The following is a 26040-nucleotide window of genomic DNA, read 5'->3' on the forward strand; positions in this document are numbered from 1 at the left end:
ATGAGCAGCAATATCGATCCGAAATCATTCGGCAAGGTGGCCGTCCTTCTCGGCGGGAATTCCGCCGAGCGCGAGGTGTCGCTCAATTCCGGTCGTCTCGTGCTGCAAGGCCTGCGTGACGCAGGCGTGGATGCACATCCGTTCGATCCGGCCGAGCGTCGGCTCGCCGCACTGAAGGAAGAGGGTTTTGTGCGCGCGTTCAACGCGCTGCACGGCGGCTACGGTGAAAACGGCCAGATTCAGGGTGCGCTCGATTTCTATGGCATCCGCTACACCGGTAGCGGCGTGCTGGGCTCGGCGCTCGGTCTCGACAAGTTCCGCACGAAGCTCGTGTGGCAGCAGCTCGGCGTGCCGACGCCGCCGTTCGAAGCCGTGCTGCGGGGCGACGACTACGACGCGCGCGCGGTTGAAATCGTCGCGAAGCTTGGCTTGCCGCTCTTCGTGAAGCCGGCGAGCGAAGGCTCGAGCGTCGCGGTCATCAAGGTGAAGCGCGCCGACGCACTGCCGGCCGCACTCGCCGAAGCCGCGAAGTTCGACAGGATCGTCGTGGTCGAACAGAGCATCGAAGGCGGCGGGGAGTACACCGCGTGCGTCGCGGGCGATCTCGATCTGCCGGTGATCCGCATCATCCCGGCCGGCGAGTTTTACGACTATCACGCGAAGTACGTCGCGAACGACACACAGTATCTGATTCCGTGCGGCCTCGCGCCGGACGCCGAAGCGCACCTGAAAGTGCTGGCGCGCCGTGCGTTCGATGTACTCGGCTGCACCGACTGGGGCCGCGCCGATTTCATGCTCGACGCGGACGGCAACCCGTATTTCCTCGAAGTGAACACGGCGCCTGGCATGACCGATCACTCGCTGCCGCCGAAGGCGGCGCGCGCGGTCGGTATCAGCTACCAGGAACTGGTAGTGAAAGTGTTGTCGCTGACACTGAAGGACTAACGGTCAGACATGTGGAACAACGTTCGCCAGCTCAATCTCGCCTCCAACGCACTGCATGCGTTGCTGGTGCTCGTGCTGCTGGCGGCAGGCGGTTACTGGATGATCCAGCGCCCGGGCTTCGCGCTGCGCGAAATCCGGATCGACGGCGACACCGAGCACATCAATTCGCCGACGGTGCGCGCGGGTGTGGTCGGCCGGTTGAAGGGCAATTACTTCACGGTCGATCTGGACACGGCGCGTCAGGCGTTCGAGCAGATGCCGTGGGTGCGTCACGCGAGCGTGCGGCGCGTCTGGCCGAACGCGCTGGCTGTCACGCTGGAGGAGTACAAACCGCTCGGGACGTGGGGCAGCGATCAGCTTGTCAGTGTCGACGGCGATCTGTTCACCGCGAACCAGGGCGAACTGGAGCAGGAACTGCCTGCCTTCGATGGTCCGGACGGCACGGCGAAGGAAGTGGTCTCGCGTTATCGGGACTTCAAGACGTGGTTTGCGCCGCTGGGCGCGACGCCGGAAGAAGTGACGCTGTCGCCGCGTTATGCGTGGACGGTGAAGTTGTCGAACGGCATGCAGGTGGAGCTTGGACGCGAACGCAATCAGGACACGCTCCTGGATCGCTCGCGCCGGTTGACCGCGGCGTGGGGCGCGGTGACGCAACGTTGGGGGAACGATATTGAGTATGCGGACTTGCGCTATCCGAACGGTTTCGCGATTCGCGCAGCAGGCATGCGCTTTATCAGCGAACCCGACAAGGGCAAGAAGTAAACGGACATCACACGCAATGAGCACGCTATGAGTAAAGACTATAAAGATCTGCTGGTCTCCCTCGACATCGGGACGTCGAAGGTGGTGGCCATCGTCGCCGAGCTGAAAGGCGAAGGTCACTACGAAGTGATCGGCCTCGGCCAGAGCGAATCGAAGGGGCTCAAGAAAGGCGTCGTGGTGAACATCGAGGCCACGGTGCAATCGATTCAGCGCGCGCTCGAAGAAGCTGAACTGATGGCCGATTGCAAGATCACAAACGTATTCACCGGAATCGCCGGCAGCCATATCCGCAGCTTCAATTCGAGCGGCATGGTGGCGATCAAGGAAAAGGAAGTCACGCAGACGGATGTGGCGCGCGTGATCGAGACGGCGAAGGCGATCAATATCCCGACCGATCAGCAGGTGCTGCACATCCTGACGCAGGAATTCATCATCGACGGCCAGGAAGATGTGCGCGAGCCGATCGGCATGAGCGGCATTCGCCTCGAAGTGAAGGTGCACATCGTGACGGGTGCGGTGAGCGCGGCGCAGAACATCGTCAAGTGCGTGCGCCGCTGCGGCCTCGAAGTGAACGATCTGATCCTGCAGCCGCTGGCGTCGTCGCTGGCGGTGCTGACGGAAGACGAAAAAGAGCTGGGCGTGGTGCTGGTCGACATCGGCGGCGGCACGACCGACATCGCGATTTTCAGTGAAGGCGCGATCCGTCACACCGCGGTGATTCCGATCGCCGGCGACCAGATCACGAGCGACATCGCGATGGCGCTGCGCACGCCGACGCCGGACGCGGAGGACATCAAGGTCGATTACGGCATCGCGAAACAGGCACTCGCCGATCCGGACGAAATGATCGAAGTGCCGGGGCTCGGCGAGCGCGGTCCGCGCACGCTGTCGCGCCAGGCGCTGGCGGCGGTCGTCGAGCCGCGCGTCGAGGAGCTGTTTTCGCTCGTGCAGCAGGTGGTGCGCGAGTCGGGTTACGAGGAACTGCTGAGTTCCGGCGTCGTGTTGACCGGCGGCGCGGCGATGATGCCGGGCATGGTCGAACTCGGCGAGGACATTTTCCTGAAGCCGGTGCGCATCGGTGCGCCGGAATACGCGGGTGGCCTTGCTGACGTGGTGCGCAATCCGCGTTATTCGACGGCGATGGGGCTGCTCGTCGAAGGCCGTGCGCAACGCATGCGCGGTCGCAAGGTCGCGGTGCAGTCAGGTTCGATGGGCCAGGTGCTCGGACGGATGAAAGACTGGTTCCTCGGCAACTTTTAACGCAGCACCCCGGGTTCAGATGCGGATTCCGGGGCGCGGTGTGCAGGGAGATTTTCAGTAATACGCGCTGGTGCCGGCGGCTGGCGCGCGACAGGAGGTTGCCCGATCTCCTGCCGAATAACGGCCGAGTAGCTGCCTGACGGCAGTACATTTTTTCTTGACGGAGGCAACATGGAATTCCAGATGCTGGAAACCGAAACCAACGGCACCATCATCAAGGTGGTTGGCGTAGGTGGGGCTGGCGGCAATGCCGTTCAGCATATGATCAACCGCGGCGTGCAAGGCGTCGACTTCATCGTGATGAACACGGATGCACAGGCCCTGTCGCGTTCGCGCGCCACGGCTGTGATCCAGCTCGGCAACACCGGTCTCGGCGCGGGCGCCAAGCCGGAAATGGGCCGTTCGGCAGCAGAAGAAGCACGGGAGCGCATCGCCGATGCACTGCGCGGCGCGCACATGGTGTTCATCACCGCGGGCATGGGCGGCGGCACGGGCACGGGCGCGGCTCCGGTCGTGGCGCAGATCGCCAAGGAGATGGGCATTTTGACTGTGGGCGTCGTCAGCAAGCCGTTCGAATTTGAAGGCGGCAAGCGGATGCGTGTGGCAGAAGCCGGTTCGCAGCAACTGGAGGATCACGTCGACTCGCTGATCGTCGTTCTGAACGACAAGCTGTTCGAGGTGATGGGCGATGACGCCGAGATGGATAAATGCTTCCAGTGCGCAGATGATGTTCTGAACAACGCAGTCGCCGGTATCGCGGAAATCATCAACGTAGACGGTCTGGTGAACGTCGACTTTGAAGACGTGAAGACGGTGATGGGCGAGCAGGGTAAGGCGATGATGGGCACGGCGACGGTTGCCGGCGTCGATCGCGCGCGTCTCGCGGCCGAGCAGGCGGTTGCCAGCCCGCTGCTGGAAGGGGTGGACCTGTCGGGCGCGCGTGGCGTGCTGGTGAACATCACGTCGAGCCGTTCGCTGCGTCTGTCCGAAACGCGCGAAGTGATGAACACGATCAAGAGCTATGCTGCAGAAGACGCAACCGTGATTTTTGGCGCGGTCTACGATGATGCAATGGGCGACGCGCTGCGCGTGACGGTGGTGGCAACGGGTCTCGGCCGTGCGGCGAAGAAGCAGCAATCGGCACCGATGACGCTGCTGCGTACCGGCACCGATAACCAGCCGGTCGGCGGTCATGCGCACGCGTTCGCGTCGCAACAGCATCACACGGGCGCGGCCGATTACGGTTCGCTGGATACGCCGGCTGTATGGCGTACGTCGCGTGATACGGCGGCTTCGCACGTGCAGGCGCTGCAGGAAAAGGGCGTCGACACGTACGATATCCCGGCGTTCCTGCGCAAGCAGGCGGATTAACCGCGGGCTGGGCTGTGCTGCGGCACGGTTGATGCGTGCCAGCAGCGATATGCACGGGCGTGGCGGGTGAACGGCGAACAAGGCCGCGTTTCGTCAGATACGTGGCGGGGACAGATGCCCTCTTCGTATTCGCGAAGCGGATCGGGCAACTGTCGGCGAAAGTCAGGTTCACTGCGACACGAAAACGTGCGGATGCAAGCCGCATCGATGTAAAGGACTGAGCATGATTCAGGTGGGTGAAAAGCTGCCGGACGCAATCGTCTACGAATTGATCGACGACGAGCGCGAAGGCTGCACGATCGGGCCCAACAGCTTCGACGTGCGCGAGCAGACCGCGGGAAAGCGCGTGGTGATCTTCGGATTGCCGGGCGCGTTCACGCCGACCTGTTCGGCGAAGCACGTGCCGGGTTATGTCGAACACGCTGCCGCGTTTCAGGCGGCTGGTGTCGACGAGATCTGGTGTGTGTCCGTCAACGACGCGTTCGTCATGGGCGCGTGGGCGCGCGATCAGCACACCTCGGGCAAGGTGCGCATGATGGCGGACGGAAGTGCGGCTTTCACGCGGGCGCTTGGTCTGGAGCAGGATCTGTCGGCGCGTGGCATGGGAATCCGTTCCCAACGCTACGCCATGGTGGTCGACGACGGCGTGGTCAAGACGCTGAACGTCGAGGCACCCGGCAAGTTCGAAGTCAGCGATGCAGCGAGTATTCTTGCCACGTTGAGCTAGCCGCGAGGGCCTGTTTTGTCGCCTCGTCCTGCGAATGTTGCAGGCAGGCAACGACAAAATGACGCTTTTGTGACCGGCCGTTACGCGGGCCGATGTCCGGAAACGCCTCCGTTCCGGGCGTCGGCCCGTCACGCTTTCCGCGCGGTTCCTGTGAAGTAACGATGGGAAACAGATTGATACGTTCAGTGAAAACCCGATGTGGGGTTGATGGAGTATAATTCGCGCTATGGAATAAAAAGTCCCGATTGGGATTTTCAATCGAATAGAAGACCATTATGTTGAAGCAGCGCACAATCAAATCGATCGTCAAGACGGTCGGCATCGGCTTGCATTCGGGCCGCAAGGTCGACCTGACGCTCCGTCCGGCGGGTCCGGATACGGGCATCGTGTTCACGCGTGTGGATCTGGCCACGCCGGTGGAGATTCCTGCGCAGGCCATGGCGATCGGCGATACGCGTCTTGCTTCGGTATTGCAGAAAGACGGCGCGCGGGTCTCGACGATCGAGCATTTGATGTCGGCGTGCGCGGGTCTCGGCATCGACAACCTGTATGTCGACGTCACCGCCGAGGAAATCCCGATCATGGACGGCAGCGCGGCGTCGTTCGTGTTCCTGATCCAGTCGGCGGGCGTGGAAGAACAGAACGCCGCGAAGAAATTCATCAAGGTAACGAAGCCGGTCGAAATCCGCGACGGTGACAAATTTGCCCGTCTGGAGCCGTTTTTTGGCTTCAAACTGAAGTTTACGATCGATTTCCGTCATCCGGCCGTCGACAAGACCGGCCAGGCGCTCGAAGTCGATTTCGCGAATACGTCGTATGTGCGTGAAATCGCCCGTGCACGTACGTTTGGTTTTGCGCACGAAGTCGAAATGATGCGTGAGCTGGGTCTCGCGCGCGGCGGCAGCATGGACAACGCGATCGTACTCGACGAATACCGCATCCTGAACAACGACGGCCTGCGTTACGACGACGAATTCGTGAAACACAAGATGCTCGACGCGATCGGCGACCTGTACGTGGTGGGCCATCCGCTGCTGGCTTCGTACAACGCATACAAATCGGGGCACGGTCTGAACAACCAGTTGCTGCGTGAATTGCTGGCGCACGAGGATTCGTACGAAATCGTCACGTTCAACGATCCGCAGCAGGCTCCGCGCGGCTTCGCCTACGATACGCAAACGGCGTTTGCCTGATTGCGGCAGGGCGGTTCAGTACCGCCGCCAGCGCGTTTGACGGAATGAGTGCGGAAACAGGCGGCCCTTCGGGGTCGCCTATTTTTTTGGCTCGCGGCTGACGCGATGCCGGGCCGCCATTCTCGCCAGCGCTTCCCGCAACGGCGAGGGCGCGAGTGTCTCACTGAGCGCGTGCAGCGCTTCGGCTCCGCGTGCCGTCATGCGCGCCTGCTTGGGCGGCGGCGGCTCTTTCACCGCTTGCGGACGCACGCGGATACGCAGCGAATTGACGGCCCAGCCGCGCTGCTGCAAATCCGAGAGCAGGCTGGGTTCAAGATGTCGCAGGCGCGCGGCAAGCGCGTTGTGTGCGGCAAAAAGCGTCAGCACCCCTTCCTTGATGAAACCGGGCTCGATGCTCGTCGCCAGATAATCGGGCAGGAGCTGCTTCAGGTCGCGCTCCAGCGCCGCAATCTGCTCGACGCCGGCGCGCAGGGCGGCGAACGCGTCGGTGCGATTGAGCACTTCGGAGATCGCCTGCGGGCGGCGTGCCTCCTTCTGACTGGAAAACGGCCTTGAAAACGACGAGAAACGGCTCATATTTTCGTGGAAGCTTTCGAGGTGAGGACGGGCGGAAAAGCGGCAGCCGAAGCGATGTTGCCTGCCATATGCCGTGATGCCCGGATTGTACCCCGTGGCTTGCGTGCCGGGCCGCCGTCGGGGGCTGCAGGCGCGCGGCCGCGGTAGCCCCTGGCCAATCCGCCATGGACACAGGCGCAGCCGGGCCTGCGTGCTAAAATCCCCGATTCGAATTCACTCCTGGACCTAAGCCGCCGGGGCCGCCGTTTCCGGGCTCGCACACCGTGCGAGTCCGGCCGCAGCCGCGACGCAGACACCGATCCGATGACCACCGGTTTTCTACAAAAGATTTTTGGCAGCCGCAACCAGCGGCTCGTCAAGCAATATCAAAAGACCGTCGCGTCGATCAATGCGCTCGAACCGCAGATCGAGCAGTTGACGGACGACCAGTTGCGCGCCAAAACCGGTGAGTTCCGACAGCGCCTCGCGAGCGGCGAATCGCTCGACAAGCTGCTGCCGGAAGCGTTCGCCGTCTGCCGCGAAGCGAGCAAACGCGTGCTGCATATGCGGCACTTCGACGTGCAGCTGGTCGGCGGCATGGTCCTGCATTACGGCAAGATCGCGGAAATGCGCACCGGCGAAGGCAAGACGCTCGTCGCGACGCTGCCGGTCTACCTGAACGCGCTCTCCGGACGCGGCGTGCACGTCGTGACGGTGAACGATTACCTTGCACAGCGCGACGCCGAATGGATGGCGCGCCTGTACAACTTCCTCGGTCTGTCGGTGGGCATCAACCTGTCGCAGATGGACCACGACGCGAAGCAGGAGGCTTACGGGTCGGACATCACGTACGGTACGAACAACGAATTCGGCTTCGACTACCTGCGCGACAACATGGTCTACGAGACCGATGCGCGCGTGCAGCGGGCCCTGAATTTCGCCGTCGTCGACGAAGTGGACTCGATCCTGATCGACGAAGCGCGTACGCCGCTGATCATTTCGGGGCAGGCTGAAGATCACACCGAGCTCTACGTGCGCATGGACGCGCTGCCGCCGCTGCTCGAGCGCCAGATCGGAGAAGAAAAGGCCGATGGTACGGGTGTCGAAAAGCCGGGCGACTACACGCTTGACGAGAAAGCACGTCAGGTGTTCCTCACCGAATCGGGCCACGAAAAGGCCGAGCGTCTGCTCGCCGAGTGGGGTCTGATTGGCGAGGGCGAAAGCCTGTACGCGGCACAGAACATCACATTGATGCACCACGTGTACGCGGCGTTGCGCGCACACACGCTGTTCTTCAAGGACCAGCACTACGTCGTGCAGAACAACGAAGTTGTGATCGTCGACGAGTTCACCGGCCGTCTGATGTCGGGCCGCCGCTGGTCAGACGGGCTGCACCAGGCCGTCGAGGCGAAGGAACACGTCAAGATCCAGAGCGAAAACCAGACGCTCGCTTCGATCACGTTCCAGAACTATTTCCGCATGTACGCGAAGCTGTCCGGCATGACCGGCACGGCCGATACCGAAGCGTTCGAATTCAATGAGATTTACGGGCTCGAAACGGTCGTCATTCCGACGAACCGTCCGCCGAAGCGGATCGACAAGCAGGATCAGATCTACAAGACGGCGAAGGAGCGTTACGACGCCGTCATCCGTGATATTCGCGAATGCTATGAACGTAGCCAGCCGGTACTGGTCGGCACGACGTCGATCGAGAATTCCGAACTGCTGTCGAACCTGCTGACCAAGGCCGGTTTGCCGCACGAAGTGCTGAACGCGAAGCAGCACGCGCGTGAAGCCGAGATCGTTGCGGAAGCCGGCCGTCCGAAGCGCGTGACGATTGCAACCAACATGGCCGGCCGCGGTACCGACATCGTGCTGGGCGGCAATGCCGAAAAGCAGGCCATGTTCCTCGAACTCGACGAATCGATTTCCGCCGACGAAAAGGCGCGTCGCATCCAGCAACTGCACGATGAGTGGCAGACGTTGCACGACGAAGTGAAGGCCGCGGGCGGCCTGCACATCATCGGCACCGAGCGTCACGAATCGCGCCGGATCGACAACCAGCTGCGCGGCCGTGCCGGCCGTCAGGGCGATCCGGGTTCATCGCGCTTCTATCTGTCGCTGGACGATTCACTGCTGCGCATTTTCGCGGGCGACCGCGTGCGCTCGATCATGGACCGTCTGAAAATGCCGGAAGGCGAGGCGATCGAAGCGGGCATCGTCACGCGGTCGATCGAATCGGCGCAGCGCAAGGTTGAAGCGCGCAACTTCGATATCCGCAAGCAACTGCTCGAATACGACGACGTGTCGAACGACCAGCGCAAGGTGATCTATCAGCAGCGTAACGAGTTGCTGGAAGCGCACGACATTACCGAGACGATCGGCGCGATGCGTCATGGCGTGATTGCCGACATCGTTCACCAGTTCGTACCGGCGGGCAGCATCGAAGAACAGTGGGATGTGCCTGAGCTCGAAGAAGTGCTGCGCAACGAATGGCAGCTCGATCTCGCCATTCAGGAGATGATCAACGAGTCGAAGTCGATCGATGCCGACGAAATTCTCGAAGCCGTCACTGCGGCCGCTGACGAAACGTACGAAGGCAAGGTCGAGCTCGTGGGTCGTGAATCGTTTAGCGCGTTCGAACGTTCGATCATGCTGCAGACGCTCGACCGCAGCTGGCGTGAACACCTCGCCGCGCTCGATCACCTGCGCCAGGGCATTCATCTGCGCGGCTACGCCCAGCAGAACCCGAAGCAGGAATACAAGCGCGAAGCGTTCGAACTGTTCGCCGCGATGCTCGACGCCGTGAAGCTCGAAGTGACGCGCGTTGTGATGAACGTGCAGATCCAGTCGCCGGAGCAACTGGAAGAGGCGGCGGAGCAGTACGAAGACCAGGGCAGCCATGTTCTTGAGAACGCCGAATTCCGTCACGCGGAATTTGCGGAAGCGGGTGACGCGGCGGCGGCACCTGCTGCGGCTGCCGCCGCCATGATCGGCGATGCGATGAGCCACGGCCAGCATGCGTCGGGTTCGCAGCATCTGGCTGGCGATAGCGTGCCGAAGGTCGGCCGCAACGATCCGTGCCCGTGCGGCAGCGGCAAGAAGTACAAGCAGTGCCACGGCAAGATTGCCTGAGTTGCAGAACGGCGCGTGCGTCACAACCGGTGCACGCGCCGGGTCGTTTTTGCCGGCGCCTTTTAATGGCCGCAGGCTGATTCTCCGGTGGTCCGACGTTCGTCTGGACCATTCATGTTGATTTCCGATGCTGGTTCCACGCCGGCACGCTCATCTCCGACAGGTCGCCAACATGGCTGTCAATTTCCCCTCGATCGATCCCGCTCAGCTTCATCCCGTCGCCGGCGTCACGCTGGGCTGGGCCGAAGCGAACATTCGCAAGCCGAACCGCAAGGACGTGCTCGTCATTTCCGTCGACGAAGGTGCGACGGTCGCGGGCGTATTCACGCAGAACCGTTTTTGCGCTGCGCCGGTGACGGTTTGCCGTGAGCATCTGGAGCGCGTACGCGCGGGCGGCAAGGCGATTCGCGCGCTCGTCGTGAACACGGGCAATGCGAACGCCGGCACAGGCGAGCCAGGCCTCGCGCATGCGCGCGAGACCTGCGTCGAACTCGCGCGCCTCGCCGACATCGAGCCCGGGCAGGTGCTGCCGTTCTCGACGGGTGTGATTCTCGAACCGCTGCCGGTCGACCGTCTGAAGGCCGGTTTGCCTGCCGCGCTGGCAAACCGGAAAGCCGCGAACTGGTACGCCGCCGCGCAGTCGATCATGACGACCGACACGCTCGCGAAAGCCACGTCCCGGCAAGTGACGATCGACGGCCACACGGTCACGCTGACCGGCATCAGCAAGGGCGCGGGCATGATCAGGCCGAACATGGCGACGATGCTCGGCTTCCTTGCGTTCGACGCCAACGTCGCGCAACCGGTGCTCGACGCGCTCGTGAAGCACGTCGCGGACCGCTCGTTCAACTGCATCACGATCGACGGCGATACGTCCACGAACGACTCGTTCATCCTCATCGCATCGGGCAAATCGAGCCTGCCGGCGATCACGTCGACGGATTCCACCGCCTATGCGGCGCTACGCGACGCCGTGACCGAAGTCGCGCAGACGCTCGCGCAACTTATCGTGCGCGATGGCGAGGGCGCGACGAAGTTCATGACGGTGAACGTCGAAGGCGGGAAGGACACCGCCGAATGCCGCCAGATCGCTTATGCGATCGGCCATTCGCCGCTCGTGAAGACCGCGTTCTACGCGTCGGACCCGAACCTCGGCCGGATTCTGGCCGCGATCGGCTATGCAGGCGTGAACGACCTCGACGTCGACCGGATCGATCTTTACCTCGACGACGTGCTCGTCGCGAAAGCCGGTGGACGCAACCCGGACTATCGCGAGGAAGACGGCCAGCGCGTGATGAAGAAAAGCGAGATCGCGATTCGCGTGGCACTCGGTCGCGGCGACGCGCGGGCCACGATCTGGACCTGCGATCTCTCGCACGAGTACGTCAGCATCAACGCCGATTACCGTTCCTGATACTGATACCGGGTCACATACACGATGGACAAACTCGAACAGTTTTTGACGCGCGCCGAAGCGGTGCTCGGCCGCCTGGAAGCGATGCTTCCGCCCGCGGCACTCGATGTCGACTGGTCCGCGGCCGTTGCATTCCGCTGGCGCAAGCGTCAGGGACGCGGCTACCTGCAACCGGTGCCGTCGATTTCAACCATCTCGCTCGACGATCTGCAGAACATCGACCGGCAGAAGTCGCTGATCGAACAGAACACGCGTCAGTTCGTACACAGCCAGCCGGCTAACAACGTGTTGCTGACGGGCGCACGCGGCACGGGCAAGTCGTCGCTGATCAAGGCCTGCCTGAACGCGCACGCCAAAGACGGTCTGCGCCTGATCGAAGTGGACAAGGACGACCTGCACGATCTCGGCGACATCGTCGACCTGATCGCGTCGCGTCCGGAGCGGTTCATTGTGTTCTGTGACGATCTCTCGTTCGAAGAGGGCGAGTCGGGCTACAAGGCGCTAAAGGTGGCGCTCGACGGCTCGGTGGCCGCGCAATCGGACAACGTGCTGATCTACGCGACCTCGAACCGTCGCCACCTGCTGCCCGAGTACATGAGCGACAACGAGACGTACAAGCACACGTCCGATGGCGAAATCCATCCAGGCGAAGTGGTCGAGGAAAAGATTTCGCTGTCGGAGCGCTTCGGCCTGTGGGTGAGTTTCTATCCGTTCAAACAGGACGATTACCTGGCGATCGTCGGCCACTGGCTGCGCCATTTCGGTTGCGCCGACGCCGAGGTCGAAGCGGCGCGCGGCGACGCGCTCGTCTGGGCGCTAGAGCGCGGTTCGCGTTCGGGCCGGGTGGCGTGGCAGTTCGCGCGCGACTGGTCGGGGCGTAAGTCCCAGGCGCCGCGGGCGTCGGCAGAGGGCGTATGACCGCCGCCGCTGACGTTGCCGGCAACGCGGGCACTGCGCGGCCGGTCACCGAAGTCGCGGTCGGCGTGCTGGTGCAGCCGGACGGGCGCTACCTGCTGGCGCAGCGGCCCGCAGGCAAGCCGTACGAAGGCTACTGGGAGTTTCCAGGCGGGAAGCTGGAGCCGGGCGAATCGGTCGAAGCCGCGCTCGCCCGCGAACTGCACGAGGAACTCGGGATCGTCGTGAACGCGAGCCATCGCTGGCATACGCTCGAACACGACTATCCGCACGCGTACGTGCGGCTCTATTTCTGCAAGGTGACCGGATGGGAGGGTGAGCCGCACGGACGCGAAGGTCAGGCCTTCGTCTGGCAGGCGTTGCCCGCCGAAGTCTCACCGCTGCTGCCTGCCACCATTCCGGTGCTGGAATGGCTGGCCGCGGAGAAGTAATGCGAACCTGCGTGTCCGCGCAGGTTCGCACGCGGCGGCTGTTCCTTCAGCGCGTTCAGTGCGGGTTGTAGTCGCCGGTAGGGGTTTCGTCCGAAGGCGGTTCTTCATCGGTGCCGCCGATCTTGTACTTTTCGGCGGCCCACGCTCCAAGATCGGTCTGCTTGCAGCGATCTGAACAGAAGGGGCGGAAGCGGTTTTCAGGTGTCCAGCGGACGTCCTTTCCGCAAGTTGGGCATTTGACGACAGTGGGCATGGTCAGGCGATCAATCGCAATCAGGAACGGGAAGCTTCAAACATGGGGCGAACGAGAGCAGTTTCAAAGGCCGCGTGCCGCTCTCGCGGCCGTCCCGGCAGCCGTTATCGCACCGGTGCTGCTATTACAGGCTGCACAACGTAAGCTGGAACGGTACGTCGACATCGACCGATCGCGGCCTCAGGTCGCCGTCCTGCACCGTGAAGCGCACCCACAGCATGTACTTGTTGGCGCTTGCCTCCGGAATCACGCGCAATTCCGGTGCCACTCTCACCTGCATCAATTGATATGAGCGGCCGGAGAGCATCTGTTGATAGCTCCCCTGCATCGCCATCACCTTCGAGGCCTGTCCCGATTCGCGCGCAAGGCGCAATACGATCGTTGCGGCATCACGCAGCGCCAGCAGCGGTGTGACCCATTTGGCAATGTCCTGGCGACGCTGGTCCGGATGCATCTGTTGCCACGCGAAATACGACGGCAGGTCGAACTTGCAGGTTCCGCCGGGAATGATCGCGCGGCTGCGGATGCTTGCGAGCCATTCGTTGTCTGCAAGATGCTGGCCCGTTTTGCCCTGCATCTGCGTGAGGCCGGCTAGCGTCTGCTCGATCTCTCCCAGGACTGCTTCGAGCGCGTTCTGCTCGATGCCGGGATTTCCGCGAAACGGCGCCAGCGTCTGGCGTTGCCGTTCAAGCTCTTTCATCAGATCCGACTTCAGATCCGCGCGGCCCGCGACCTCGGCGATTTCGAAGAGGGTCGTCAGCGCAACATGGTGCTCCCTGGCGTCTTCCTGGGTCAGAAAGAACGTGAAGCGCTCGAACAGATCTTCGAGGCGCAACAGCGTACGGATTCGCTCGTTGAAGGGATACTCGTAAAGGATCAAGCGCGCTCGCCTCTGGCGTGGTCGGTGACGGGATTGCAGGACATTCTAATGCCGTGTGACTACCCTAGCAATCACGCACTTTTTTCGCCCGTTCAGGCGCATTTTCTGCGCCTGAACCGTGATGGCAATGTGACGGGACGCGCGGCCGGTTTCGCGGTGGAATGCGGCGCTGGCGAAGTACTGGATATGTGGTGGGGCGTGCGGCGGAGCATGAGGGTGAGTGCGGCCTGCGTGTGGGCCCGCGTAGGCCCGGCGCGCTTCGCGCATCGGCTGGCTGCTGGCCGGTGAGTGTCACGCGCCGGCCAGCGCGACGTACTGCCGGTGCAATGCGTCGACGTCCATGGAAAGCGTCTCGATCGAAACGGTGTCATTGACGACGACATCGTCCGCGGCGGCGAGCCGCGCTTCGCGGGTCGCCTGACGCGCGACGATCGCGAGTACCTGTTCGCGCGTGAACGCGTTGCGACGCATGACGCGCTCGATCTGTGTTTCGACGGTGCAGTCGACGACGAGCACACGGTCCACCCGCGTCTTCCAGCTACCCGATTCGACGAGCAGCGGTACGACAACCATCACATACGGGCCGCGGGCCTCACTTCGCTCGCGCTCAGTCTCGGCGCGGATCAGCGGATGCGTGATCGCTTCGAGTCGCGACCGGGCTGTATCGTCGCTGAAGACGAGCGCGCGCATCCGGGTGCGGTCGAGCGAACCGTCCTGCGCAACGAACGACGGACCGAACGCCCTGGCAATCGATGGCATCGCGATGCCGCCGGGCGCAGTGATGCGATGGGCGATCACGTCGGTGTCGACAAGCGGTACGCCGCGCGCCGCGAAGAGATCCGCGACGGTGGACTTGCCGCTCCCGATTCCGCCTGTTATCCCGACAGCAAACATGTTTCAGCTCCCCAACACCTGATACAACGGCGTGCCGAGAAACAGGGTGATTGCCCCGCCCGCCGCGAGAAACGGGCCGAACGGCAACGGCTCCTCGAAGCGCATCCGGCCGCGCCACGTTGCGAGCAATCCGACGACCGCACCGGCCACCGCCGCGATCACGACGATCTGCGGCAACGCTGCCCAGCCGAGCCACGCGCCGAGCGCCGCGAGCAGCTTGAAATCGCCGTAGCCCATGCCTTCGATGCCGCGTATCAGCTTGAAAAGCCAGTGGACGCACCACAGCGTGAGGTAACCCGCGATCGCGCCGAGAACCGCATCGTGCAGCGTGGAAAACGTGCCTTCGACGTTGATGATCAGGCCGGCCCACAAAAGTGGCAACGTCATCGAGTCTGGCAGCAGGTGCGTGTCGACGTCGATGGCGCTCATCGCAAGCAGTGTTGCGCAGAGTCCGAAGGCGGCGAGGGCGGTGCCTGTCGCGCCGAATGTCACGAGCGATCCGGCCGCGAGCGCGGCACTCGCTATTTCGATCACGGGATAGCGCAGGCTCACGTGCGCATGGCAATGCGAGCATCGGCCGCGTAACAGCAGATAGCTCAGCACCGGAATGTTTTCCCAGGCCTTCAACGTGTGTCCGCAATGCGGACATGCGCTGCGAGGCAGCCACAGGTCATAGCGCGCAGGAAGGGCGTCGTCTTCGGGTGCCTGGCCCGTCGTCTCGCTTACTTCGTTGCGCCACGCACGCTCGAGCATGATGGGTAGCCGGTGTGTCACCACGTTCACGAAGCTGCCGATGACGAGGCCAAACACGACGGCGAATGCAATCTGCGCGCTGGCGGGCAGAGCGCTGAACGCGGCGGTGACGCTGGCGGTGTAATAGCCCAGCGGGCCGCTGAAAGGGGAGTCGGTCAGGGACGTTATCGCGTGCATGGCTGAATGACTGGATTCGGCTGCGATGCTACACCACGTTGCCGAGTTGAATGATGGGAAGATACATCGCGATGACCAGACCGCCGACGAGCACGCCGAGCACCATGATGACAAGCGGCTCGCACAGGCTGGCCAGCGTGCCGATCTTTTCGTCGACCTGCCGGTCGCAGAGCGACGCGACGTCGATCAGCATCGCGTCCAGCGCACCCGATTCCTCCGCGACGGCGACGGGTTGAACGATTTCCGGCGGAAAGCAGCGCGCCGTCTGCATGGCCGCGGCGAGGCGTTCCCCGCGCCGAAGCCGGACCGCGATGTCACCGGTCGCGCGATCGACGTAGGCGTTGCCAGTAGCGTGCGTCAGGGAATCGAATGCATCCGATAACGGCGTGCCGGCCGAGAGCAGCGTGCCGAGCGCGCGGCTCCAGCGAGCTGAGCAGAGCGTTGTCAGTAGCGGCCCGGCGATTGGCAGCTTCAGCGTCAGGCGTGCAAAGGAAACGCGCGCCTTGTCCGAGCGGCGTAAGACGTGTGCCGCGCCGACGCACGCCGTGATGGCGCATGCGAGCGCGGGCACGCTCCAGCGCGCAGCGGCGGACGAAAGCGCGATCACGAACTGCGTTGGCGCGGGCAGCTTCGCGCCGAAACCGTCGAAGATCTGCTGGAACGTCGGCACGACCCACACAAGCAGTGCCGCGGTAATGGCAAGCGCGAGCAGCAGGATCGCGACCGGATAGGTGAGCGCCGCTCTAACTTTTGCCCGTTGCGCGGCGGTACGCTCGCGGTCGCCGGCGATGCGCGCGAGGACCGAAGCGAGTGCGCCGGTCGCCTCGCCGACTCCGACGAGCTGACAGTACAACGCACCGAACTGCGCGGGATGCCGCTCAAGCGCGGCGGAGAAACGCAGGCCGGCGGTGATATCGCGGGCCAGTGCGCCGACGATGCGCGGCATGCCCTCCCGACCGCGCCGCGCCGGCGATTGCGCCAGCAGATCGAGCGCGGGGGCAAGGGGCAGCCCCGCGCGCAGGAGGCTTGCAAGTTGCCGGGTAAACAACGTGACCTCGGCGGCGCGCGCTTTCGGGCGTGATGCCTGTCCGCGCGCCTCGAGTTCGTAGACGAACAGGCTGTCGCGCTTGAGCAATGCGCGCGCGATGACCGGATCCGGCGCGATCAATGTGCCGCGACGGCGGGCGCCGCTCGAATCGACGGCGCGCCACGCGAAGCGCATGTCGGGTGACGAAGCGTGCAACGAAGGCCGGGCCATGGTCATGCAACCTCCGTTGCGGCCAGCGCTTCGGCCAGACTCGTCGTGCCGTCCCGCACCCGGGCCAGCGCCGCCTCGCGGAGCGAGCCGACGCGTTCGGCCTGGGCCTGTTTCGCAATCGCAAGCGTGCCTGCCCGCGCGACGATCAATTCGCGCGTGGCGTCCGAAACCGGCATCACCTGATGCACGCCGATGCGTCCGACATAGCCCACGCCGTGGCACGCGGGGCAGCCTTTTGCTGCATACGGCTCCCAACCGTCGAGTTGCGCGTCGGAGAAGCCGGCCGCGCGAAGCGCGGCGGCTGATTCATTCGCCGGTACACGACATGCCACACACAGCCGCCTTACAAGACGCTGTGCTGTTACCACGCGCAACGCTGCCGCGAGGTTGTATGGCGCGACACCGATGTCGATCAGTCGGGCAACAGCGGCCGGTGCGTCGTTTGTATGCAGCGTCGAGAGCACAAGGTGTCCGGTTTGCGCGGCCTTGACAGCGACGTCAGCCGTTTCCTCGTCACGAATTTCGCCGACCATGATGACGTCCGGATCCTGGCGAAGGAACGCACGCAGGGCGACGGCGAACGTGAGTCCGGCCTTTTCGCGGATACTGACCTGGTTGACACCAGCTATCTGGATTTCCGACGGGTCTTCGACCGAGCACACATTGCGCGATTCAGCGTTCAGCATTTGCAGGAAGCAGTACAGCGAGAGCGTCTTGCCGCTGCCGGTCGGCCCGGTGACGAGCATCAGCCCATGCGGCGCACGAATCGCGGCTTCCACGGCATCTCGCTGAAGGTGGTCGAGCCCGAGCGCGTCGAGCGAAAGCTGTGCCGGTAGCGCTTCGAGACGCCGCAGCACGAGCTTTTCGCCGTGCAGCGTGGGCAGTGAGTTGACGCGGTAGTCCTCCGTGCGCCCGGCCGCTGCGGCGAGCCGCAGACGACCGTCCTGCGGGATGCGCCGCTCGGCAATGTCCATTCGGGCGAGTACCTTCACACGGGTGATGAACGCGTCGCGCAGATGCGCGGGCGGACGCGCGATCTCATGCAGCACGCCATCGACGCGCAGACGGATGCGCCAGTCATGTTCACCGGGCTCGATATGCAGATCGGATGCGTTCCGGTTTGCGGCTTCAACCAGCGTATCGGTGAGTAGTCGCACCGCAGGCGTGGTGTCGGAGTCCGGATCGACGGGAACATCCGCGTCGTGGCGCAGACGCATCGAGGTCTGCGTTGTGCCGACGCCACTGAACACGCGCGACGCAGACGGCGTGACCATGCGAGGCGCGGACTGACCATGAACCGGCGCAGCGTCGTCATCGTGGCCGGCGGTGCGCAGCGCTGCGGAAGGCGTGGCGTGTGAAGTGAGAGGGTGCATCGAAATCCGGCCTGAGGCCGCCTGCGGAACGCGATAACTTCATCATCGTTGCAGCCGGTCTTGCGCACCACTCGGCCGGATGGCTAGTCTCGAGCGGCCTTCTTGAGTTTCGTGCCCGTGCGGGCAGGCGGACGGAAGATCTTGACCGTGCGAATCGCCTGATCGTCGCTTCGCAACACTTCCAGTTTTACCTCGTCGATGCGAACGCATACGTCGCCTTCGGGGATCTCTTCGAGCATTTCGAGGATCAGGCCGTTGAGCGTTTTCGGTCCGTCAGTGGGCAGTGCGAGTTGCAGCCAGCGGTTCAGTTCCCGCAGCGGCATGCCGCCGGTGACGATGCATTCGCCGTTGTCGTCCCAGCCGCCGCGTGAACTGGCGCTTCGCGGAATGGAGGTCGTGAATTCACCGATCAGCTCTTCGATGATGTCTTCGGGCGTCACGAGGCCTTCGAGCTCGCCGTATTCGTTGACGACGAGTGCCGTGCGCTGGCGACTCTCCTGAAAATATTGAAGCTGCTGGAACACCGGCGTGCCGGTTGGCACGAAGTACGGCTCCGCGAGCAGTTCGCGCAGCGTCTCGCGTTCCAGTTCCTGGTTGTGGAGCGCGGAGAGCGTTTTTCTGACATGCAGCACCCCAAGCACCCGGTCGATATCGCCTTGATACACGATCAGCTTGTTGTGATAGCAGGTTTCGAGCTGATGCAGGATCTGGTCGAACGGTGCATCGAAGTCGAGCGCTTCGATCCGGCGACGCGGAATCATCACGTCATCGACGGAAATGTTTTCGAGGTCGAACAGGTTGAGCAGGATGCTGCGGTGCTTGGTCGGCATGAAACTGCCGGATTCGAGCACGATGGCACGCAGTTCCTCCGTGGATAGACGCTGGTCGCGTCCGCCTTTGGTATTGATGTGCAACAGGCCCAGGATGCCGTTCGCAAAGAGATTGACGAACCACACCAGCGGCCGCGCGACGCGCATCATCGGCGCGATCAGCAGGCTTGCGGGCAGCGCGATTTTTTCCGGAAACGTCGCGCCGACAATCTTCGGCGTGATTTCGGCGAATACGATGATCAGAAACGCGACGATGCCGGTTGCAACCGACAGCACCACATTGTCATGCCCGAACGTGTGCAGCGCGATGGACGTCGTCAGTACGGGAATAATCGTGTTCAGCAGGTTGTTGCCGATCAGGATCACGCTCAGCAGCTGGTCCGTATGCGTGAGCAGCATTTGCGTGGTTTTCGCGCCCAGTGTGCCCTGTGTGGCGAGATGCTTCAACCGGTGACGGTTCAGCGCCATCATCGCCGTTTCGGAAATGGAAAAGAAACTGGAGCAGATGAGCAGTACAAAGACGGCGCTGATTTGCGCCCATAAGGGAATTTGGTCCACGCGTCGCGAAGTAGAGGAAAAAAGGGGGATGGAGGGAAATATAGCAGAGGGTGCCGCCGATGCCCGCCTGGCCGGATGGCATAAGATCCGTGCATTCGGGGCTGGGAACCTGCAGGCGAAAAAAAACCGCGCATTTGCGCGGTTTTTTCAGATTCTGGTCGGGGTGAGAGGATTCGAACCTCCGGCCTCTACGTCCCGAACGTAGCGCTCTACCAGGCTAAGCTACACCCCGAATTGGCCTTACTTGGACTATTACTGCTTTTCAGTCTCGTTCAAGACTGTCTTGCCGTCGAGTAAGAACATAATTCTAGCAGGCTTTCTTTGTAAATGGAATCCGGGAACGAAGAAATTGCCGCTGCGGCCGCCTGCGCCTCCTGCCTGGCGCACTCGAGCGTGTGATCCAGTGCGCCTGAGCGCGTGATCGCCTCGAAAATGGTCTCGAAACGATCGGTGCCGCCCTGCTCGATGGCTTCGCGTGCGAGCGCCGACTGTTCGGGCGTGCCGCGCTCGATCAGATAGATGAGCGGCAGCGTCGGCTTTCCCTCGCGCAGATCGTCGCCGGCGTTCTTGCCCATCGATTCCGCGGTGCCCGTGTAGTCGAGCCAGTCGTCCATGATCTGAAAAGCCGTGCCGATACGGCGACCGAATTCCGCCGCTGCCGATTCGATCGTCGCATCCGCGCCAGCGAGCACTGCGCCCAGCTGTGCGGCCGCCTCGAAGAGCTTCGCTGTTTTGTAGCGGATCACCTGCATGTAGCGGGCTTCGTCGACGTCGGCGTCGTGCATGTTCAGAAGCTGCAGGACCTCACCTTCGGAGATGATGTTCGTCGCCTCGGAAAGGATCTCCATCACGCGCATCTTGCCGACGCCCACCATCATCTGGAACGAGCGCGAATACAGGAAATCGCCGACCAGCACGCTCGCCGCGTTGCCGAATAGCGCATTCGCGGTCTGCCGGCCGCGGCGCAGGTCCGATTCGTCGACCACGTCGTCATGCAGCAGGGTGGCCGTATGGATGAACTCCACGACCGCCGCCAGTTCGTGCCGGTACCCCGTGGTTTCGCCCAGCGCGCCGGCCACGAGCAGCAGCAGCGCCGGACGCAGGCGCTTCCCGCCGGCACTGATGATGTACTCGGAGATCTGGTTGATCAGCATTACCTCCGACGCCAGACGATGCCGGATAACGCGATTCACCTGCTGCATGTCTTCGGCGATCGGAGCGAGGAGGCTGGCGGCGTTGGGGGAGGGGGTGGCAGTCGACGACATGATGGCGAAAAGGGGTAGTGCCGCGAATTATAAGGCGAATCGCGGCTATTCCGCGCCGCAGCCTGCGAGATCGCTGCAGGAATGGCCATCCGGCCAGGGCCGGCGGCCTTCCCGCAGGATGTCAACTGCTTTTGACCGCGCAGCTAACTCTATGTATAATCACGGGTTTCCGCGCGTGGTGCGTGGGGAAAATGAATACAGAGTGAGGTTCTCAATGTACGCGGTCATAAAAACCGGCGGCAAGCAGTATAAGGTTGCTGTCGGCGAAAAACTTAAAGTAGAACAGATACCGGCAGACATTGACGCTGAAATCACGCTCGACCAGGTTCTCGCAGTGGGCGAAGGCGAATCGATTAAGTTCGGTACGCCGCTGGTCAGTGGGGCTTCCGTCAAGGCTACCGTCGTATCTCAAGGTCGTCACGCAAAAGTGACCATCTTCAAGATGCGTCGCCGGAAGCACTACCAGAAGCATGGCGGCCACCGCCAGAACTACACCGAACTGCGCATCGACGCGATCAACGCGTAAGCGCAACGGTCAAGGAGCTAACAAATGGCACACAAAAAGGCAGGCGGATCGTCCCGGAACGGCCGCGACTCCGAGTCGAAACGACTTGGCGTGAAAGTGTACGGCGGTCAGGCGATCAACGCTGGTGGCATCATCGTGCGTCAACGCGGCACGCGTATGCACCCGGGTGAAAACGTCGGCATCGGCAAGGATCACACCCTGTTCGCGCTGACGGACGGCCACGTCAAGTTCACGACGAAAGGCGCCGACAGGAAGCATCTGGTCAACGTAGTCCCGGCAGCAGCCTGAGTTTATTCAGGCACGGGCTTCAGGACCGGAACAAAGGCCCCGCGAAGTTAGCGGGGCTTTTTTTATTGCCGCGTGCGCAAGTATTGGCCATCCGGACGATTGGTCAACGCGCGACAGTCGCGGCAAAATGGCATTAAACACGGGACGGAGTGACTCATGAAGTTCATTGACGAAGCGAGGATTGAAGTCATCGCCGGCGACGGAGGGGATGGCAGCGCGTCGATGCGCCGCGAGAAGTTTGTCCCATTCGGTGGCCCGGACGGTGGCGACGGTGGCCGTGGCGGTAGCGTGTATGCAGTTGCGGACCGCAACATCAACACGCTGATCGACTACCGCTACGCAAAGAAGCACCAGGCGCGCAACGGCGAAAACGGCCGTGGAGCAGACTGCTACGGCAAGGGCGGCGACGATATTACGTTGCGCATGCCGGTCGGCACGACGATTCTCGATATGGAAACGGGCGAGCTGATCGCCGACCTCACCGAACACAACCAGTCGGTTCAGATCGCCGCCGGCGGTTCGGGCGGGCTGGGCAACCTCCATTTCAAGTCGAGCACGAACCGTGCGCCGCGTCAGAAGACAGACGGCAAGCCCGGCGAGCGTCGCATGGTGCGTCTGGAATTGAAGGTGCTGGCGGACGTCGGTCTGCTCGGCATGCCGAACGCCGGCAAGTCGACGTTTATCTCGTCGGTGTCGAATGCGAAGCCGAAGATCGCCGACTATCCATTCACGACGCTGGCGCCGAATCTGGGTGTCGTGCGTGTCGGACCAAGCCGCAGCTTTGTCATTGCCGATATTCCCGGCCTGATCGAAGGCGCAGCGGAAGGCGCGGGCCTCGGCCATCAGTTCCTGCGACATCTGCAACGCACGGGGCTGTTGCTCCATATCGTCGACCTCGCACCGTTTGACGACGCAGTCGATCCCGTTGTCGACGCGCGGGCGATTGTCAACGAGCTCCGCAAATACGATGAGTTGCTCTACGACAAGCCGCGCTGGCTCGTGCTGAACAAGCTCGACATGGTGCCGGACGAGGAGCGCGCGGAGCGGGTCGCCGATTTCCTGAAGCGCTACGAATGGAGTGGCCCGGTCTACGAAATTTCGGCGCTCACCGGTCAGGGTTGCGAGAGTCTGATTTACGCCATCTACGACCACATCGCGGCGCACTCCGACGCCCAGCGCGCTGCGGAGGCCGAAGATCTGGCCGCCGACGTCCGTTTCCGTGAAAAGCCGGAGGGTGAAGGCGGCGCCGAATCCGTCCAGCCGCAGGAATAACCGCCCGTCGCTTCAAGGCCTGCACACTCCATGAGATCGGGCGTGCAGGCAGGTATCACGCATTCTCTTGGGAGATCGCGCACAATGCGTTCCGTCATCGCCGATTCCAGGCGCCTGGTAGTGAAAGTCGGTTCGAGTCTCGTTACAAACGACGGACGTGGGCTCGATCATGCAGCGATCGGCCGTTGGGCGGCCCAGATTGCAGCATTGCGGGAGCAGGGCAAGGAAGTTGTCCTCGTCAGTTCGGGCGCGATCGCCGAGGGTATGCAGCGGCTCGGCTGGACGAAGCGCCCGCGCGAGATCGACGAATTGCAGGCGGCTGCGGCGGTCGGTCAAATGGGGCTCGCGCAGGTGTACGAAAGCCGTTTTGCCGAGCACGCGATTCGCACTGCGCAGATTTTGCTCACGCATGCCGATCTGGCCGATCGCGAACGCTATCTGAACGCGCGCTCGACGTTGCTGACGCTCCTTCGGCTTGGCGTCGTGCCGATCATCAACGAGAACGACACGGTCATCACCGACGAAATCAAGTTTGGCGATAACGACACGCTAGGCGCGCTGGTCGCGAACCTCATCGAAGGCGATGCGCTGGTGATCCTGACCGACCAGCAGGGCCTTTACACGGCGGATCCACGTAAGGATCCGGCGGCAAAACTCGTCGAGCAGGCCGACGCCGGTGCGCCGGAACTCGAGGCCATGGCGGGCGGCGCGGGTTCGAGTATTGGCCGCGGCGGTATGCTGACCAAGATTCTTGCCGCGAAGCGCGCGTCGCACAGCGGCGCGAACACGATCATCGCGAGCGGACGCGAACCGGACGTTCTCGTGCGGCTCGCTTCGGGCGAGGCAATCGGCACGCAGTTGGTCGCGCGTACGGCGCGAATCGCCGCGCGCAAACAGTGGATGGCGGACCATTTGCAGGTTCGCGGTCACGTCGTCATCGACGATGGTGCAGTCGAGAAGCTGACCGCAGGTGGCAAGAGCCTTCTGCCGATTGGCGTCGTGGGCGTGCAGGGCGTGTTTGCGCGCGGTGAGGTCATCGCGTGTCTGAACGCCACGGGTCGCGAGGTTGCGCGAGGCCTGACTAACTACAGCAGCACGGAAGCAAAGCTGATCCAGCGACGTACCAGCACCGATATCGAGTCGGTGCTCGGATACATGCTCGAACCGGAGTTGATCCACCGGGACAACCTGGTGCTGGTTTAACGGGTTGTCCGAAGGGCGCCGAAACAAACGCACCTGATCGCGAACAGGCCAGGCGTGGCGCGTCCTTTCCGGCGCTCACGCATGAGCGTGAACCGGATCGCCTTGTTCGCCAGGGACATTTTGCCCACGCGGAAAAAAAGCCGATCCCATTTCCGGGAAAGGCTTTTTCATTCATCTCCAGCTCACTATCCCGACACACGCAGCAATGTCAGTCAGCCCGGCATTTAACCGTCGGCGCACGGTTCTCAACCATCGAACATCACACCAAAGCGCTAATTGACGCTTACCGGATCAGCGTGCTCTGCGTCCGGTGAAACTGGACGTTTTCGACGATCCGTTTCGCGTTAGCGAGCGGGATCTTGTTCGCGCAGAAATAATCCTGATAGAGCGACGCGTGATAGGCATTCAGCTCGCCGTTTTCGATGCGGGTGAACGCGTTGGCAACGGTGCGGTCCCAGGCATTGTGGTCAGCGTCGAGACCCGCATACAGACGCCATTCGTAGGTGTCGCAGCGGATGCCTTCGTAATTCACGTTACGCGCGCCGGTCGGGCTCGTGATCACAACGGTATATCGCACGACTCCGTCGGAGCCCACGCTCACCGACTTCGAGTCCAGGAAAAACTTCAGCGGCGTATTCTGCGACACGTCGAACGGCAGCAGATTGGCTTGTTGCGGCAGCGGCGGCAATTCGTCGACCTTGTTTTCAACCCAGTTGGCCGGCTGGTCGAGCAGGTACTTAAACGCGCTGTCGTCCTTGTTGGAAGGCGTGCTCGAGCAGCCAGCCAGCAAGGCACCCGTGGCGAGACACGCCACGGCGAAAACAGAAGCTTTCAATATGATTTCCTCGAAACGCCGGCGCAGTATTTACAATGCCGCGCCGGCAAGATGCGGCTTGAACAGCCGCACAGGGTTCAATCGCGCACGAACGTCGACGAACGGCTAACGGAGGCTTCGACATCTCCGCAGTCCGTTTCGATCGTCGTGCGAATCGACGTCTCGACCGTCATCAGGGACCCTGACGATTCCAGCGATGCGCTTTCCGCCGCCATCGTGCTGACCACCCGGGGATAACGCGGCCCATGATGCCCGGCCGGTTTCTCTCCACGCGGCGCCGTACGACGCAGAAAACGCGATAGCTCCGTCAACGCCAACTGATACACATCCCGCTTGAACTCGATCACACAGTCGAGAGGCACCCAGTACTCGTTCCAGCGCCAGGCATCGAACTCCGGATGATCGCAGGCACGCAGGCAAATATCGCAATCGCGCCCCACCATCCGAAGCAGAAACCAGATCTGCTTCTGGCCGCGGTAATGACCACGGACTTCACGCTTGATGAACTTGTCCGGCACCTCGTAACGCAACCAGTCGCGCGTGCGGCCGATAATCTTGACATGTTCCGGAAGCAGGCCGGTTTCTTCGTGTAACTCCCGATACATCGCTTGCACAGGGGTTTCACCATACTTGATGCCCCCTTGCGGAAACTGCCAGGAATGTTCACGGAGCCGCTTGCCCCAAAACACCTCGTTGTGCGCGTTCAAGAGGATGATGCCGACGTTCGGGCGAAAGCCTTCACGATCCAGCATACAACCACCTTCGAATCCTTTAAAATTGCTTTGATTATAAACAGATAACGGACCTGACGCACCGGATCGCACCAGAATGGAACGATTCGCCGCAAAAGGGCGTCGTCGAGTAGTCTTCCGGATCAGACCCTGTGGATCGGCCCGGCCAGATCAGGCCTGACCGCCGCGCAAGCCGCCGTCGTGCCCGCTGACGGTCGCAATGAAGGTCGCAAAGG

25 protein-coding genes and 1 tRNA gene are annotated in these 26040 nt (G+C 62.5%); 14 read left to right on the plus strand and 12 right to left on the minus strand.

Annotation, left to right across the window (positions count from 1 at the left end; genetic code table 11):
- From LPA37_RS22690 to lpxC, 6 genes are all read left to right on the plus strand, one after another.
- On the plus strand, nucleotides 1-945 hold the full coding sequence (locus tag LPA37_RS22690) for a D-alanine--D-alanine ligase (protein WP_229013782.1): 945 nt from the start codon (nucleotides 1-3) through the stop codon (nucleotides 943-945).
- Nucleotides 946-954: 9 nt separating this feature from the next.
- Nucleotides 955-1707: a cell division protein FtsQ/DivIB gene (locus LPA37_RS22695; protein ID WP_228983247.1), complete on the plus strand. Its 753-nt coding sequence runs from the start codon at nucleotides 955-957 to the stop codon at nucleotides 1705-1707.
- Between the two features lie 27 nt (nucleotides 1708-1734).
- Nucleotides 1735-2967 (plus strand): cell division protein FtsA, encoded by a 1233-nt coding sequence (ftsA, locus tag LPA37_RS22700; protein ID WP_228983244.1) that lies wholly within the window; start codon nucleotides 1735-1737, stop codon nucleotides 2965-2967.
- A gap of 171 nt (nucleotides 2968-3138) precedes the next feature.
- Nucleotides 3139-4338 (plus strand): cell division protein FtsZ, encoded by a 1200-nt coding sequence (gene ftsZ / locus LPA37_RS22705; RefSeq protein ID WP_228983239.1) that lies wholly within the window; start codon nucleotides 3139-3141, stop codon nucleotides 4336-4338.
- A gap of 223 nt (nucleotides 4339-4561) precedes the next feature.
- A complete protein-coding gene (locus LPA37_RS22710; protein WP_229013783.1) occupies nucleotides 4562-5065 on the plus strand; it encodes a peroxiredoxin in 504 nt (167 codons plus the stop codon).
- A 275-nt stretch (nucleotides 5066-5340) separates the two neighbouring features.
- Nucleotides 5341-6258 (plus strand): UDP-3-O-acyl-N-acetylglucosamine deacetylase, encoded by a 918-nt coding sequence (lpxC, locus tag LPA37_RS22715; RefSeq protein WP_228983234.1) that lies wholly within the window; start codon nucleotides 5341-5343, stop codon nucleotides 6256-6258.
- Between the two features lie 78 nt (nucleotides 6259-6336).
- Here the strand turns inward: lpxC and LPA37_RS22720 are convergent, their stop codons facing one another.
- Nucleotides 6337-6834: a DUF721 domain-containing protein gene (locus tag LPA37_RS22720; protein ID WP_228983231.1), complete on the minus strand. Its 498-nt coding sequence runs from the start codon at nucleotides 6832-6834 to the stop codon at nucleotides 6337-6339.
- A 303-nt stretch (nucleotides 6835-7137) separates the two neighbouring features.
- Here LPA37_RS22720 and secA point away from each other — a divergent pair, with 303 nt between their 5' ends.
- From secA to LPA37_RS22740, 4 genes are all read left to right on the plus strand, one after another.
- The gene (gene secA / locus LPA37_RS22725; protein WP_229013784.1) at nucleotides 7138-9948 is read left to right on the plus strand and encodes a preprotein translocase subunit SecA; all 2811 of its coding nucleotides are present in this window, start codon (nucleotides 7138-7140) and stop codon (nucleotides 9946-9948) included.
- A 172-nt stretch (nucleotides 9949-10120) separates the two neighbouring features.
- On the plus strand, nucleotides 10121-11362 hold the full coding sequence (gene argJ, locus LPA37_RS22730; RefSeq protein ID WP_229013785.1) for a bifunctional glutamate N-acetyltransferase/amino-acid acetyltransferase ArgJ: 1242 nt from the start codon (nucleotides 10121-10123) through the stop codon (nucleotides 11360-11362).
- Nucleotides 11363-11386: 24 nt separating this feature from the next.
- The gene (locus LPA37_RS22735) at nucleotides 11387-12280 is read left to right on the plus strand and encodes an ATP-binding protein (protein WP_228983221.1); all 894 of its coding nucleotides are present in this window, start codon (nucleotides 11387-11389) and stop codon (nucleotides 12278-12280) included.
- Nucleotides 12277-12708 carry an NUDIX domain-containing protein gene (locus tag LPA37_RS22740; RefSeq protein ID WP_228983219.1) on the plus strand — a complete coding sequence of 144 codons (432 nt, stop codon included), beginning with the start codon at nucleotides 12277-12279 and terminating at the stop codon, nucleotides 12706-12708. Before LPA37_RS22735 ends, LPA37_RS22740 begins: the two co-directional genes overlap by 4 nt.
- Before the next feature lie 55 nt (nucleotides 12709-12763).
- Here LPA37_RS22740 and LPA37_RS22745 read toward each other — a convergent pair whose 3' ends face one another.
- The 9 genes from LPA37_RS22745 to LPA37_RS22785 all read right to left on the minus strand — a co-directional run bounded on the left by LPA37_RS22745 (nucleotide 12764) and on the right by LPA37_RS22785 (nucleotide 20949).
- Nucleotides 12764-12961 carry a DNA gyrase inhibitor YacG gene (locus tag LPA37_RS22745; RefSeq protein ID WP_228983216.1) on the minus strand — a complete coding sequence of 66 codons (198 nt, stop codon included), beginning with the start codon at nucleotides 12959-12961 and terminating at the stop codon, nucleotides 12764-12766.
- Nucleotides 12962-13085: 124 nt separating this feature from the next.
- The gene (gene zapD / locus LPA37_RS22750) at nucleotides 13086-13841 is read right to left on the minus strand and encodes a cell division protein ZapD (RefSeq protein ID WP_228983214.1); all 756 of its coding nucleotides are present in this window, start codon (nucleotides 13839-13841) and stop codon (nucleotides 13086-13088) included.
- 291 nt (nucleotides 13842-14132) lie between these two features.
- On the minus strand, nucleotides 14133-14735 hold the full coding sequence (coaE, locus tag LPA37_RS22755; RefSeq protein ID WP_229013786.1) for a dephospho-CoA kinase: 603 nt from the start codon (nucleotides 14733-14735) through the stop codon (nucleotides 14133-14135).
- Nucleotides 14736-14738: 3 nt separating this feature from the next.
- Complete coding sequence (locus tag LPA37_RS22760; protein WP_228983207.1) at nucleotides 14739-15665, minus strand: prepilin peptidase; 927 nt, start codon at nucleotides 15663-15665, stop codon at nucleotides 14739-14741.
- A gap of 28 nt (nucleotides 15666-15693) precedes the next feature.
- Entirely contained in the window at nucleotides 15694-16923 is a 1230-nt protein-coding gene (locus LPA37_RS22765; protein WP_229013793.1) for a type II secretion system F family protein, read from the minus strand.
- 2 nt (nucleotides 16924-16925) lie between these two features.
- Complete coding sequence (locus tag LPA37_RS22770; RefSeq protein ID WP_228983303.1) at nucleotides 16926-18140, minus strand: GspE/PulE family protein; 1215 nt, start codon at nucleotides 18138-18140, stop codon at nucleotides 16926-16928.
- Between the two features lie 239 nt (nucleotides 18141-18379).
- Nucleotides 18380-19684, minus strand: coding sequence for an HlyC/CorC family transporter (locus LPA37_RS22775; protein ID WP_228983205.1), 1305 nt, complete (start codon nucleotides 19682-19684; stop codon nucleotides 18380-18382).
- A 155-nt stretch (nucleotides 19685-19839) separates the two neighbouring features.
- A tRNA-Pro gene (locus tag LPA37_RS22780) sits at nucleotides 19840-19916 on the minus strand.
- A gap of 40 nt (nucleotides 19917-19956) precedes the next feature.
- Nucleotides 19957-20949: a polyprenyl synthetase family protein gene (locus tag LPA37_RS22785; RefSeq protein WP_228983202.1), complete on the minus strand. Its 993-nt coding sequence runs from the start codon at nucleotides 20947-20949 to the stop codon at nucleotides 19957-19959.
- Nucleotides 20950-21163: 214 nt separating this feature from the next.
- Between LPA37_RS22785 and rplU the strand changes: the two genes are divergently transcribed.
- The 4 genes from rplU to proB all read left to right on the plus strand — a co-directional run bounded on the left by rplU (nucleotide 21164) and on the right by proB (nucleotide 24238).
- Entirely contained in the window at nucleotides 21164-21475 is a 312-nt protein-coding gene (gene rplU / locus LPA37_RS22790) for a 50S ribosomal protein L21 (protein ID WP_007180329.1), read from the plus strand.
- Nucleotides 21476-21499: 24 nt separating this feature from the next.
- A complete protein-coding gene (gene rpmA / locus LPA37_RS22795) occupies nucleotides 21500-21763 on the plus strand; it encodes a 50S ribosomal protein L27 (protein ID WP_228874116.1) in 264 nt (87 codons plus the stop codon).
- Nucleotides 21764-21919: 156 nt separating this feature from the next.
- Complete coding sequence (gene cgtA / locus LPA37_RS22800) at nucleotides 21920-23035, plus strand: Obg family GTPase CgtA (protein WP_229013787.1); 1116 nt, start codon at nucleotides 21920-21922, stop codon at nucleotides 23033-23035.
- Between the two features lie 84 nt (nucleotides 23036-23119).
- Nucleotides 23120-24238: a glutamate 5-kinase gene (proB, locus tag LPA37_RS22805; RefSeq protein ID WP_228983196.1), complete on the plus strand. Its 1119-nt coding sequence runs from the start codon at nucleotides 23120-23122 to the stop codon at nucleotides 24236-24238.
- A 283-nt stretch (nucleotides 24239-24521) separates the two neighbouring features.
- Here proB and LPA37_RS22810 read toward each other — a convergent pair whose 3' ends face one another.
- Together LPA37_RS22810 and LPA37_RS22815 are read right to left on the minus strand one after the other, a co-directional pair.
- Complete coding sequence (locus LPA37_RS22810) at nucleotides 24522-25073, minus strand: CNP1-like family protein (protein WP_229013788.1); 552 nt, start codon at nucleotides 25071-25073, stop codon at nucleotides 24522-24524.
- A 77-nt stretch (nucleotides 25074-25150) separates the two neighbouring features.
- Complete coding sequence (locus LPA37_RS22815; protein WP_229013789.1) at nucleotides 25151-25825, minus strand: RNA pyrophosphohydrolase; 675 nt, start codon at nucleotides 25823-25825, stop codon at nucleotides 25151-25153.
- Nucleotides 25826-26040 lie beyond the last annotated feature (215 nt).

It is taken from the genome of Paraburkholderia gardini, from assembly GCF_907164545.1.
GTDB classification, from domain to species: domain Bacteria; phylum Pseudomonadota; class Gammaproteobacteria; order Burkholderiales; family Burkholderiaceae; genus Paraburkholderia; species Paraburkholderia gardini.